Origin of the sequence: Undibacterium sp. TC4M20W (assembly GCF_049340245.1) — a bacterium.
Classification (GTDB): Bacteria; Pseudomonadota; Gammaproteobacteria; order Burkholderiales; family Burkholderiaceae_D; genus Undibacterium.
Window position 1 is genome coordinate 110575 of sequence record NZ_JBMPPI010000019.1, and the last position, 12039, is coordinate 122613.

The 12039-nt window shown below is 49.6% G+C and carries 11 protein-coding genes; 5 read left to right on the plus strand and 6 right to left on the minus strand.

Translation table 11 applies throughout. The annotated features are described in order from the left end of the window. Positions 1 to 122 precede the first annotated feature (122 nt). From ACO0LL_RS20620 to ACO0LL_RS20640, 5 genes are all read right to left on the minus strand, one after another. The gene (locus ACO0LL_RS20620) at positions 123 to 833 is read right to left on the minus strand and encodes a succinate dehydrogenase iron-sulfur subunit (protein WP_422952692.1); all 711 of its coding nucleotides are present in this window, start codon (positions 831 to 833) and stop codon (positions 123 to 125) included. Positions 834 to 845: 12 nt separating this feature from the next. After that, complete coding sequence (gene sdhA, locus ACO0LL_RS20625) at positions 846 to 2621, minus strand: succinate dehydrogenase flavoprotein subunit (protein ID WP_422952693.1); 1776 nt, start codon at positions 2619 to 2621, stop codon at positions 846 to 848. A gap of 2 nt (positions 2622 to 2623) precedes the next feature. After that, complete coding sequence (gene sdhD / locus ACO0LL_RS20630; RefSeq protein WP_422952694.1) at positions 2624 to 2992, minus strand: succinate dehydrogenase, hydrophobic membrane anchor protein; 369 nt, start codon at positions 2990 to 2992, stop codon at positions 2624 to 2626. A 2-nt stretch (positions 2993 to 2994) separates the two neighbouring features. After that, a complete protein-coding gene (gene sdhC / locus ACO0LL_RS20635; protein ID WP_422952695.1) occupies positions 2995 to 3402 on the minus strand; it encodes a succinate dehydrogenase, cytochrome b556 subunit in 408 nt (135 codons plus the stop codon). Between the two features lie 201 nt (positions 3403 to 3603). Then, positions 3604 to 4407, minus strand: a complete 804-nt coding sequence (locus ACO0LL_RS20640; protein WP_422952696.1) for a GntR family transcriptional regulator — start codon at positions 4405 to 4407, stop codon at positions 3604 to 3606. Positions 4408 to 4762: 355 nt separating this feature from the next. On the opposite strand from ACO0LL_RS20640, the gene ACO0LL_RS20645 reads away from it, so the two are divergent. The 5 genes from ACO0LL_RS20645 to ACO0LL_RS20665 all read left to right on the plus strand — a co-directional run bounded on the left by ACO0LL_RS20645 (position 4763) and on the right by ACO0LL_RS20665 (position 10561). Further along, the gene (locus ACO0LL_RS20645) at positions 4763 to 5752 is read left to right on the plus strand and encodes a malate dehydrogenase (RefSeq protein WP_422952697.1); all 990 of its coding nucleotides are present in this window, start codon (positions 4763 to 4765) and stop codon (positions 5750 to 5752) included. Between the two features lie 66 nt (positions 5753 to 5818). Continuing rightward, entirely contained in the window at positions 5819 to 6790 is a 972-nt protein-coding gene (locus ACO0LL_RS20650) for an HpcH/HpaI aldolase/citrate lyase family protein (RefSeq protein WP_422952698.1), read from the plus strand. 8 nt (positions 6791 to 6798) lie between these two features. After that, entirely contained in the window at positions 6799 to 7278 is a 480-nt protein-coding gene (locus ACO0LL_RS20655; RefSeq protein WP_422952699.1) for a hypothetical protein, read from the plus strand. Positions 7279 to 7409: 131 nt separating this feature from the next. Next, the gene (gene acnA, locus ACO0LL_RS20660) at positions 7410 to 10145 is read left to right on the plus strand and encodes an aconitate hydratase AcnA (RefSeq protein WP_422952700.1); all 2736 of its coding nucleotides are present in this window, start codon (positions 7410 to 7412) and stop codon (positions 10143 to 10145) included. 170 nt (positions 10146 to 10315) lie between these two features. Next, positions 10316 to 10561, plus strand: a complete 246-nt coding sequence (locus ACO0LL_RS20665) for a hypothetical protein (protein ID WP_422952701.1) — start codon at positions 10316 to 10318, stop codon at positions 10559 to 10561. Positions 10562 to 10618: 57 nt separating this feature from the next. Here ACO0LL_RS20665 and ACO0LL_RS20670 read toward each other — a convergent pair whose 3' ends face one another. Beyond that, positions 10619 to 11800: a cystathionine beta-lyase gene (locus ACO0LL_RS20670; protein WP_422952702.1), complete on the minus strand. Its 1182-nt coding sequence runs from the start codon at positions 11798 to 11800 to the stop codon at positions 10619 to 10621. Positions 11801 to 12039 lie beyond the last annotated feature (239 nt).

The following is a 12039-nucleotide window of genomic DNA, read 5'->3' on the forward strand; positions in this document are numbered from 1 at the left end:
TTGCCTGGAAAACCGCATGAAATAGTAGCGATGCCATCAGACATCGCTACTATGCAAACTAAACTGCAAACCTGACTTTGAACTTAAGCCACAAACCCAAGTTGCAAATCCAGATTACAAAATTAGACTGCGCGACGCACCATCAGTTCCTTGATCTTACCGATAGCACGGGTAGGATTCAGACCTTTTGGACAGACGTCCACACAATTCATGATGGTGTGGCAACGGAACAAACGATATGGATCTTCCAGATTATCGAGACGGGCACCAGTTGCTTCATCACGGGAATCAGCAATAAAGCGATACGCTTGCAACAAACCTGCCGGGCCAACAAACTTATCAGGATTCCACCAGAAAGATGGGCATGATGTGGAGCAGCATGCGCACAGGATGCACTCATACAAACCATCAAGCTCTTCACGCTCTGCAGGCGTCTGCAGACGTTCTTTTTCCGGAGGAATGGAATCATTCATCAGGTAAGGCTTGATCGAATTGTATTGCTTGAAGAATTGCGTCATATCGACGATCAAGTCGCGAATGACAGGCAAGCCTGGCAAAGGACGCAAAATGATAGGTTCGCTCAATTCATTCAGGTTGGTGGTACAAGCCAGGCCATTCTTGCCATTGATGTTCATCGCGTCAGAACCACACACACCTTCACGGCATGAGCGGCGCAACGCCAGAGAATCATCGACATCAGACTTGATACGCTGCAAAGCATCCAGCAACATCTTGTCAGTGTCTTGCAACTCAACGGTCAAGTCTTGCATGTAAGGCTTGGCATCCTTGTCCGGATCGTAGCGATAGATTTTAAATTTCAGTGTACGTGCCATATCGGTATCTCTTTAGAATGTACGTGGTTTTGGTTTGAAGGTTTCTACAGTCAGTGGCTTGGTCACGACTGGCTTGTAGTCGAGGCGATTGCCTTCGGAATACCACAAGGTGTGCTTCATCCAGTTAACGTCGTCGCGCTGTTCATAATCGCGGTGTGCATGCGCACCACGGGATTCTTTACGAGCGGCGGCAGATGTAATCGTTGCCTTGGCTGTTTCGATCAGGTTATCCAGTTCCAGTGCTTCTACACGTGCAGTATTGAAGACCTTGGATTTATCCTTGAAAGAAACATGCTTGCGACGCTCATCAAGCTCCATAATTTTCTTGTAGCCGGTTTGCAGCAATTCATCCGTGCGGAACACGCCGCAGTATTGCTGCATGGTGCCGCGAATCGCGTTGGCAACATCTTGTACGCGCTCGGAACCAGTGCTGGTTTCCAGCTTGGACAAACGTGACAGCGCCAGATCAGCTGCATCAGCAGGCAAATCTTTATTGCTGCGCGCCTTGAGGTTACTGGCAACCACATGATTACCTGCTGCACGGCCAAACACCAGCAAATCAAGCAGGGAGTTCGTACCCAGACGGTTTGCACCATGCACGGATACACAGGCACATTCACCAATTGCATACAAACCATTGACGATTTCGCTGCCACCGTTTTTCGGAGCTACTACCTGACCATAGATGTTGGTAGGGATACCACCCATCTGATAGTGAATCGTAGGAACGACAGGAATCGGCTCTTTGGTTGCATCCACGTTGGCAAACTTATGCGCGATTTCCAGAATCGATGGCAAACGTTTTTGAATAGTGTCAGCACCGATATGACGCAAGTCCAGCATGACGTGATCTTTATTAGGACCACAGCCACGGCCTTCTTTAATTTCCTGATCCATGGAACGGGAAACGAAGTCACGTGGGGCCAGATCTTTCAGTGTAGGCGCATAACGTTCCATGAAGCGCTCACCCTGGCTATTCACCAGAATACCGCCCTCACCTCGCACACCTTCGGTAATCAGGACGCCAGCACCGGCAACACCGGTTGGGTGGAATTGCCAGAATTCCATATCTTCGAGTGGCAGACCAGCACGAGCCGCCATGCCCATACCGTCACCGGTATTGATAAATGCATTGGTAGAAGCTTGCCAGATACGACCGGCGCCGCCAGTAGCAAATATCGTGGTTTTGGCTTCCAGCATCATGACTTCGCCAGTTTCCATTTCCAGCGCAACAACGCCCAGCACATCACCTTCCGCATCGCGGATCAGGTCAATTGCCATCCACTCAACAAAGAAATGGGTACGGGCGCGGACGTTACGTTGATACAAAGTGTGCAGCAAGGCGTGACCGGTACGGTCAGCTGCAGCGCAGGCACGCTGCACTGGCTTTTCACCAAAATTGGCAGTATGGCCGCCGAAAGGACGCTGATAAATCGTGCCATCCGCATTACGGTCAAAAGGCATGCCGAAATGTTCGAGCTCATACACGACTTTTGGAGCTTCACGACACATGAATTCGATCGCATCCTGGTCACCCAGATAATCAGAACCCTTGACCGTGTCAAACATATGCCAGTACCAGTTGTCTTCCGACATATTACCAAGGGAAGCACCAATACCGCCCTGCGCAGCCACTGTATGAGAACGAGTAGGAAATACTTTAGACAGTACGGCAACATTCAGGCCAGCTTCTGCCAATTGCAGCGAAGCACGCATGCCGGAACCGCCAGCACCAACGATGACCGCATCAAAACGGCGGCTAGGGATTGTGGATTTAATTGCAGCCACTTTTATACTCTCCACAAAATCTGTGCAGCATAGCCAGCACAAGCAATCAGCCACAGAATAGTGGCAACTTGAAATACCAGACGAACAAATACATTGTGCGTCACATAATCCATCCAGATATCACGCATACCAACCCAGGCGTGATACAGCAGGCAGATGACAACTGAGAAAGTCGCCAGTTTGAACCATTGCATGGCAAATATGCCAGTCCAGCCAGCCTGATTGAAATTTTTACCTGTCAAAAACAAACCAAGCAAAATGACGGTGTACAGTGCCATGACGATGGCAGTAACACGCTGCGCCAGCCAGTCACGCAAACCGTAACTAGCTCCCACGACCAGGCGCTTTGGTCCAATATTATTATTTGCCATTTTTAGAATACTCCGAACAGTTTCAAGGCTATCAATGCTGCCAGCACAAGACTGATCGCCAACACACTCACTGCTGACTGACGTGCGCTATCCTTGTCGAGGCCATAGTGCAGATCCATCAGCAAGTGACGGACACCAGCGCAGAAATGGTGCAGATAAGCCCATGACAAAGCCAGGATGATCAGCTTGACGAAAACACCAGATGTCAATGCCTGCAGTTCGGCAAATGTTGCTTCTGATGTCAAACTCTTATCTAGCAAATACAAGATGAATGGCAACAACAGGAACATCAGCATTCCACTTGCCCGGTGCAAGATGGAAACAAAGCCTGCCAGCGGCAACCGGTAACCGGTTGCATCTATCAAGCGCATTACACCAAAGCGTGGCTTGGTTCTTACAACTTCAGACATAAATAATCTCCCCATTAACTAGTCTGTACATAAACCTTGCAATTTTCGCTCATTTTGGTGCATTGCACCAACAAAAATCATCACGATTAACAAAATATCGCTATCTTAAACCTAAAGCCCCATACATGCTGAGCCAGCAAAATTGCAGCTCACGAGACTTTTCACAACCAAAAACCACAGCAAATCAAATACCTGATTGATTTAGCTCAATTCATTTCTGTAGTGATGATTCATCGTCAGATATAAACCGCGGCGCAACTCAACCGGCTTGTCACCATAAGTAAAAGAAACGCGCTCCACATTGAGCAAAGGCGTACCTGTATCGACATTTAACAAATCAGCTATCGCTGCATCTGCACAAACGGCCCTGATTTGCTCAGAAGCCCGTATCATGTGCGTGCCAAATTCAGTTTCAAATAAACCGTACATCGGCCCCTTGTATTCATTTAGACGCTCAGCGGTCAGACCCTTGAAGATGGAGCCGGGCAACCACAGGTCATCAAGAATAGTGGGGACGCCAGAAAAAGATTGAACACGTCGGATAAAAACGACGGAGTCGCCAGATTTAATATCAAGCAAACGCGCCACTTCTGCCGGCGCACGCATACGCTTGACTTCAATGATGCGGTTTTCGGGATAATGTGGCACGCCCTCATCAGGTGCCAGACGCAAGAAGCGGAACTGCGAACGCGCCTCATGGTGGGTGGCAACAAAAGTCCCCTTCCCTTGCCGACGCACGACCAGGTTTTCAGCCGACAACTCATCAATCGCCTTGCGCACTGTGCCCTGACTGACCTTGAAGCGGCTGGCCAACTCCATCTCACTGGGGATTAACTCACCTGGCTTCCACTCACCGGATTGCAGGCTCTGAGTAATCAGGGCTTTGATCTGTTGATATAATGGACTAAAGGTGGGAGAAGCACTAAAAGACGATGCACCGACGCCAGCACCTGGAGTGGCCGGGGTAACAATCGGATTATTTGCGGTTGGTATGATTGAATTCATAGACTGCAATTTCACCACAAAACCACCCAGCACGTCCAGAACAAAAACTAAGTGATATGTCTTATATAAGACATAAGATATTGATTGACACTTAGCCCCACACGACCTACACTCCCGTACAAATAATAGTCGGGGTCTGCATCAGGCCGCCCTCAACTATCGATCTGTCACAAAGCAGTCACACCAAGCAATATAGTCCGAACGCTTTCAATGTAAAGGACGAAAACGTGTTTGCAGCGGATTTTGGCTGACTGACAGCGCTTTCAACGGTATCATTAAGTGTTTTACATAGCGTCGGCTTATCAGTCGCTGCAATTGTTTGAACATCGTTTTCACACCACTTCGGAGATGCATCATGGCGAAATCCCCTATGCGCGTAGCTGTTACAGGCGCCGCAGGCCAAATTGGCTATTCCCTTCTGTTCCGTATCGCCAATGGCGACATGCTGGGCAAAGACCAGCCAGTGATTCTGCAATTATTGGAAATTCCTGACGAAAAAGCCCAGAAAGCGCTGAAAGGCGTAATGATGGAAATCGACGACTGCGCATTCCCACTGTTAGCTGGCATGTCAGCTCACAGCGATCCAATGACAGCGTTCAAAGATATCGACGTCGCCTTGCTGGTTGGTGCACGTCCACGCGGCCCAGGCATGGAACGCAAAGATCTGCTGGAAGCCAATGCACAGATTTTCACTGTACAAGGCAAGGCACTGGATGCAGTAGCATCCCGCAATGTTAAAGTTTTGGTCGTTGGCAACCCAGCCAATACCAATGCTTACATCGCGATGAAATCGGCACCTTCCCTGCCAGCGAAAAACTTCACAGCAATGCTGCGCCTGGATCACAACCGCGCCTTGTCTCAAGTGGCTGCCAAAATTGGCAAGCCAGTTGCTGCAGTTGAAAAACTGTGCGTATGGGGCAATCATTCCCCAACCATGTACGCTGACTATCGCTTCGCGACAGTAGATGGCGCATCTGTCAAAGACCTGATCAATGATCAAGTCTGGAACAAAGATGTATTCCTGCCTACAGTTGGCAAACGCGGCGCGGCGATTATCGAAGCGCGCGGCCTGTCTTCTGCAGCTTCTGCAGCAAACGCAGCAATCGACCACGTACGTGACTGGTTGCTGGGCACAGATGGCAAATGGACAACAATGGGTATTCCTTCCGATGGCTCTTATGGCATCCCTGAAGGCACCATGTTCGGCTTCCCTGTGATAACAGAAAACGGCGAATACACTATCGTTCAAGGTCTGGAAATCGACGAGTTTTCCCGTGAACGCATCAACATCACACTCAAAGAATTGCAAGAAGAGCGTGATGGCGTCAAACACCTGGTAGGTTAATCAGGTAAGGGGGCAGGTTCCGGCAACCGCTGGAATCTGCCTTGATTCACGACGATATATTAAGTAATGCATCCATCTACAGTACTTTTTCAGGATCAAATTTTACCGGTTATATTACCGGTCTGCGACCATTACGCAGGATCTGAAAAATTGATGCGCAAATCGATTGCGCTACAACAGGAACTAGGCGGAGTTTTTGACATCACTCTCGATTGCGAAGACGGCGCGGCCGCTGGCAACGAGATCAATCACGCAAATCTGGTCACTGGTTTAGTGAACAGTACAGACAATCATTTTCAGCGTCTTGGCGTACGGGTGCACGATGTACATCACCCCGCATTTGAGCAAGACCTGCAAATCATACTGCCCGCATGCGCAGACAAACTTGCTTATCTGGTTTTACCAAAAATAAACAATGCTGCCGAATTGCAGACAGCTCTTGAGCGCATTAATCATTTTGGCAAAAGAACTGACGGCCAACCAATCCCGGTTCACGTCTTGATAGAAACTCATGGTGCACTGGCAGAAGTGCAGCAGATTGCCGCCCTGCCCCAGGTAGAATGCCTGTCATTTGGTTTGATGGATTTCGTATCCTCCCATTTTGGCGCCATACCTGCATCGGCGATGCGTTCACCTGGGCAGTTCAGCCATGCCCTGGTATTGCGGGCCAAACTGGAAATTGCTGCGGCCTGCCATCGCTATGGCAAAGTGGCTTCACACAATGTCACCACCGAGATCAAAGACACCAGCGTCGTGGCAGATGACGCACATCGCGCAGCCAGTGAATGCGGCTACATGCGCATGTGGAGCATACATCCAGACCAGATACGGCCTGTCATTGCGGCCTTTTCCCCCAACGAAAACCACATCCAGGATGCCATCGGCATCCTGAGCCAGGCAAAAAAACAGGACTGGGGACCCATACAATGGCAAGGACAGTTACATGACAGAGCCAGTTACCGCTATTATTGGACAATTTTAAGACGAGCCCAGTCGGGGCAAATCGCATTACCGGCAGCAGCACAAGAGTTACTCTAGGAGACACCATGAAATTACTTTCTTTTATCAGCCTGGCATTTGCCGCATGCACCATGCTTGCCACCAACGCCAATGCAGTGGAAGCACCACGCAGCAAAACCAAATCCACAGCAAAGGCAGCAAAACCTGCCGCTGCCCAGGCAACAAAAGAAGATGACGAGCCGGAACCAGACGTGGCCCTACACAAGAACTTCGAGTACAAATGCGAGCTCGGCAACTCCCTGACTATGTACACCAACCCTGAAGACGCAGAGCATGTGGCCATGCGCTGGAAAAAACGCCTGTACCGCCTGACCAAGGTCGATACCACAACAGGTGCTGTGCGCTTTGAAAACCGCAAGTCCGGTTTTGTCTGGATAGGTATTCCCGCCAAAGGCTTGTTACTGGATTCGCACAAGGGCCAGCAATTAGCCAATGAATGCAAGACAGAAGCAGCGTCACTGGCAGAAGTGAATAGCAAAGATACCGGTGCAGCGCCAGTCAAGTAAGTCCTGGTGCCATAACATGCAATATTTGCTCAGTATGACCGGATGGAGTTGAGTGGGTATTGAGTGGATATTGCAGTAATTTGATGTAATTATTTTTTGATCGTTGATTTTTGTAAATAAGAGGAAGAGCCATGAGCCAAAATGCGTACAAAGATGCATTCAAAACCCTGAAAGATTTTAAAATTTCAGACACCAAGAAAGGCAAGTTCTTTTCCCTGCCTGCATTGGAAAAAAATCTCGGCGTAAATATTTCGCGCCTGCCAGTGTCCATCCGTATCGTTCTGGAATCGGTGCTGCGTAATTGCGACGGAAAAAAAGTCACTGAAGAGCACGTCAAACAACTGGCGAACTGGGGTGCAACTGCAGCCCGCACAGACGAAATCCCTTTCGTGGTATCCCGCGTTGTCCTGCAAGATTTTACCGGCGTACCTTTGCTGGCTGATCTGGCTGCGATGCGTAACGTTGCTGCCAAACAAGGCAAAAATGCAAAAAATATCGAACCGCTGGTTCCAGTTGATCTGGTGGTTGATCACTCCGTGCAGATCGATCATTTCCGCGAAAAGAAAGCGCTGGACCTGAACATGAAACTGGAGTTCCAACGCAATAACGAGCGTTACCAGTTCATGAAATGGGGCATGCAGGCATTTGATACTTTTGGCGTGGTTCCTCCAGGCTTTGGTATCGTTCACCAGGTTAATCTGGAATACCTGGCACGCGGCGTCCACAAAGTCAAAGATGCCAAGAAAAATGAAGTCTACTACCCAGACACACTGGTAGGTACAGATTCCCACACCACCATGATCAATGGTATCGGTGTAGTTGGCTGGGGTGTAGGCGGTATCGAGGCAGAAGCCGGCATGCTGGGTCAACCGGTTTACTTCCTGACACCTGACGTTGTTGGCGTGAACCTGACTGGCGCACTGCGTGAAGGCTGCACAGCAACAGATCTGGTATTGACTATCACCGAATTGCTGCGTAAAGCCAAGGTTGTTGGCAAGTTTGTTGAATTCTTTGGCGAAGGCACACGCTCTCTGTCCCTGACAGACCGCGCGACTATCGCTAACATGGCTCCGGAATACGGCGCAACGATGGGCTTCTTCCCTGTTGATGAAGCGACTATCGATTACTTCAAAGGTACAGGCCGTACCAAAGCAGAAATCGACGCATTCGAAGGCTATTTCAAAGCTCAGAAAATGTTCGGCATCCCTGCTGCTGGCGAAATCGACTACACGACAGAAATCAGCCTCGATCTGGCCACGGTTGCACCGTCCTTGGCCGGCCCTAAGCGCCCGCAAGACCGTATCGAAATCGGCAACGTCAAATCCACTTTTGCAGATCTGTTCTCCAAGCCAACAGCAGAGAATGGCTTCAACAAAAAAGCAGAAGACCTGAACACGGTATACACTAATACTGATGGTGTGAATGTCAAAAACGGCGACGTATTGATTGCTGCGATTACTTCCTGCACCAACACATCCAATCCTAGCGTCTTGCTGGCTGCTGGCTTGCTGGCCAAGAAGGCAGTTGAAGCTGGTTTGAAAGTAGCCCCTCATATCAAAACTTCGCTGGCTCCTGGCTCGCGCGTTGTGACTAAATACCTGGAAGCAGCAGGCTTGTTGCCTTACCTGGAAAAACTGGGTTTCGGCGTGACAGCTTATGGCTGCACTACCTGTATCGGCAATGCTGGCGATCTGACACCTGCGATGAACGAAGCAATTGCTGCCAACGACATCGTGGCATCTGCCATCCTGTCTGGTAACCGCAACTTTGAAGCACGTATACACCCGAACATCCGCTCCAACTTCCTGGCCTCCCCTCCTTTGGTAGTTGCTTACGCCATCGCTGGCAATATGACCCGCGACCTGATGACAGAGCCGGTTGGCCGCGTTAAAGGCAAGGACATTTTCCTCGGCGACATCTGGCCTACCAGCGCAGAAATCAGCAAACTGATGAAGTTCGCGATGAACTCCAAAACCTTCAAGGAAAACTACGCAGACGTTAAAGGTGCTCCCGGCAAACTGTGGGAAAACATCCAGGGCGTCGCAGAAGGCGATGTTTACAACTGGCCTGCTTCCACTTACATTGCTGAGCCACCATTCTTTGCTGACTTCACAATGGAACCAAAAGCAGCCGCGACTGGCATCACTGCTGCACGTGCACTGGGCGTGTTCGGTGACTCCATCACGACTGACCACATCTCCCCAGCTGGCGCCATCAAGGAATCCAGCCCTGCAGGTAAATGGCTGAAAGAAAACGGCGTACTAAAAGCCGATTTCAACTCCTACGGCTCACGCCGTGGTAACCATGAAATCATGATGCGCGGCACATTTGCCAACGTGCGTATCAAAAACCTTATGATCCCGGCCAAGGAAGATGGCTCTCGTGTTGAAGGCGGCGAAACCCTGTTCCAGCCAACTGGCGAACAAATGGCGATCTATGACGCAGCGATGAAATATGTTGCTGATGGCACGCCAACCATGATTTTTGGTGGTGAAGAATACGGCACAGGCTCTTCCCGTGACTGGGCAGCAAAAGGTACTCAATTGCTGGGCGTAAAAGCTGTCATCGCCCGTTCTTTTGAGCGTATCCACCGCTCCAACCTGGTTGGCATGGGTGTATTGCCACTGCAATTCCTCGGTACTGACAGCGTTGATACTTTGCACATTACTGGCAACGAATCTTTCGACCTCAAAGGTATAGAAGATGAGATCAAGCCACAGCAAGAAGCAACTCTGGTGATCCACCGTGCCAACGGTGAAAAGAAAGAAGTTAAAGTCTTGTTGCGCATCGATACTCCTATCGAAGTTGACTACTACAAACATGGCGGTATCTTGCCATTTGTATTACGTCAATTGCTGGCAGCTTAAGCTACAGGCAAACCCATCCCCGCTTGCGGGGATGCATTGAGGAAGAGTGAATTTTTTAGGAAATTCACTCTTTTTTTTGGCTTTTTTATCTTCAGGCGTCAATGCAAGAATGATGTAAGCAAGCCCATCTAAGCTTGCTTCATCTTAAAAATTGAACCTTGGAGACAACTATGTGGAAAATTCTCGTCGGCTTTATTATTTTTGCAGCCGCTGCCCTGTTCCTGATTTTTAAAGCGGGTGATAAAGTCAGTATGCAAGGTGAAGCTGCTGGTCATAATCCAACTGAGGTTCACTCGGCTTCTGCCAGCACCCCAGAACCAGCACCAGCGCCAGCAAGCTTGCCCGCTGCTGCATCTGAGGCAAATACCACGTCTGCTCCTGCGTCTGATGCTGCTGCAAGTAGCGCTAGCAAGTAAATAAGTAAAAATAAATAAGCCTGAAAGCCAAGGCTGCATCAATAGCAGCCATGGTTTTCAAGTCAGCATCGTCAAGGCCTGCTCTATGTCAGCAATCAGGTCTTGCGTATCTTCCAAACCTATATTGAAACGCACCAGTATGCCGGACTCTGTCCAGTTGCTACGCATATACTGCATGCGATATGGCACACATAAGCTATGCGCCCCGCCCCAGCTATAGCCTAGCTTGAACAATTTCAAACTATCGACAAAGCGGTCAGTTTGCTCTTCGCTATAGCTTGCATCAAACAACACCGAAAACAAACCACCCGCCCCGGTAAAGTCACGCTGCCAGATTGCATGCCCAGGACAATCCGGCAATGCCGGATGCAAAACCTTACTGATTTCTGGCTGTTCAGCCAGCCATGCTGCAATCTTGCGGGCACTTTGATCGTGCGCATTAAAACGCAGTTGCAGCGTAGGCAAATTGCGCAGTACCAGATAAACATCATCCATACCGACACCAAAACCCAGGCGCATGTGCGCCAGCTGCAATCGGGTATTAAGTGTCTTGTCACGGGTAATCACTGCCCCCATCAAAACATCCGAACCACCGCTCTGGTATTTGGTCAGCGCCTGCATGATGATATCCACACCATGCTCAAAAGCAGCAAACGCAAGCCCTGCCGACCAGGTATTATCCATCGCCACCAACACACCGCGCGCATGGGCAACAGCACATATCGCTGGCACATCCGGCACTTCCATCGTAACGGAGCCTGGTGCCTCTACCCAGATCAGCCGGGTATTTTCCACAATCAGCTCTGCAATACCAGCACCGATCAGGGGATCGTAATACTGCACACTGATGCCAAAACTGCGTGATAACCAGTCCGCCAGATCGCGATTGGGGCCGTAGGCATTATCCGGGATCAGGACATGATCACCACTCTGTAAAAACGCCATATCGACCAGCGTAATTGCCGCGAGGCCACTGGGTGCGAGCAGGCAGAATTTACCTTTCTCTATCTCTGCCAGTCTAGCCTCCAGAGTGAAACTGGTAGGCGTACCATGCAAGCCATAGGTATATGCCGATTTATCTTGCCAGCTACGCTCGCGCATCGCGGCGACATTTTCAAACAAGACCGTGGATGCATGATGTATGCCAACCGGGAAGGCAGCAAAACCTTCTGGTGCAACATATTCATTGTGGATGATGCCGGTATTGAATCCTGGTTCAGGACGGATATTTTCTGACATGCTAGTCCCTGTTTCGCTAATAGTTCAAATGTTTGCACATATTAGCGTACAAGCAGTACACACTCCATGATGAAAAAAAGGCGCATCACGCGCCTTTTGAAAATATGTCTTGTAGGACTTACGCAAAAAAAGTGAGCTATTTTAAAAATGATGTAAACCCAAAGCAGCTTTCAAGTCAGTACACTAAGGGACATGACATCAAAACGTCCGAGCCGACTGGATTACTGCCAATACTTGCT

Coding starts and splice junctions, on each gene's coding strand:
- ACO0LL_RS20620 (WP_422952692.1), bottom strand. CDS start 833: ATGGCACGTACACTGAAATTTAAAATCTATCGCTACGATCCGGACAAG.
- sdhD (WP_422952694.1), bottom strand. CDS start 2,992: ATGGCAAATAATAATATTGGACCAAAGCGCCTGGTCGTGGGAGCTAGT.
- sdhC (WP_422952695.1), bottom strand. CDS start 3,402: ATGTCTGAAGTTGTAAGAACCAAGCCACGCTTTGGTGTAATGCGCTTG.
- ACO0LL_RS20640 (WP_422952696.1), bottom strand. CDS start 4,407: ATGAATTCAATCATACCAACCGCAAATAATCCGATTGTTACCCCGGCC.
- ACO0LL_RS20645 (WP_422952697.1), top strand. CDS start 4,763: ATGGCGAAATCCCCTATGCGCGTAGCTGTTACAGGCGCCGCAGGCCAA.
- ACO0LL_RS20650 (WP_422952698.1), top strand. CDS start 5,819: ATGCATCCATCTACAGTACTTTTTCAGGATCAAATTTTACCGGTTATA.
- ACO0LL_RS20655 (WP_422952699.1), top strand. CDS start 6,799: ATGAAATTACTTTCTTTTATCAGCCTGGCATTTGCCGCATGCACCATG.
- acnA (WP_422952700.1), top strand. CDS start 7,410: ATGAGCCAAAATGCGTACAAAGATGCATTCAAAACCCTGAAAGATTTT.
- ACO0LL_RS20665 (WP_422952701.1), top strand. CDS start 10,316: ATGTGGAAAATTCTCGTCGGCTTTATTATTTTTGCAGCCGCTGCCCTG.
- ACO0LL_RS20670 (WP_422952702.1), bottom strand. CDS start 11,800: ATGTCAGAAAATATCCGTCCTGAACCAGGATTCAATACCGGCATCATC.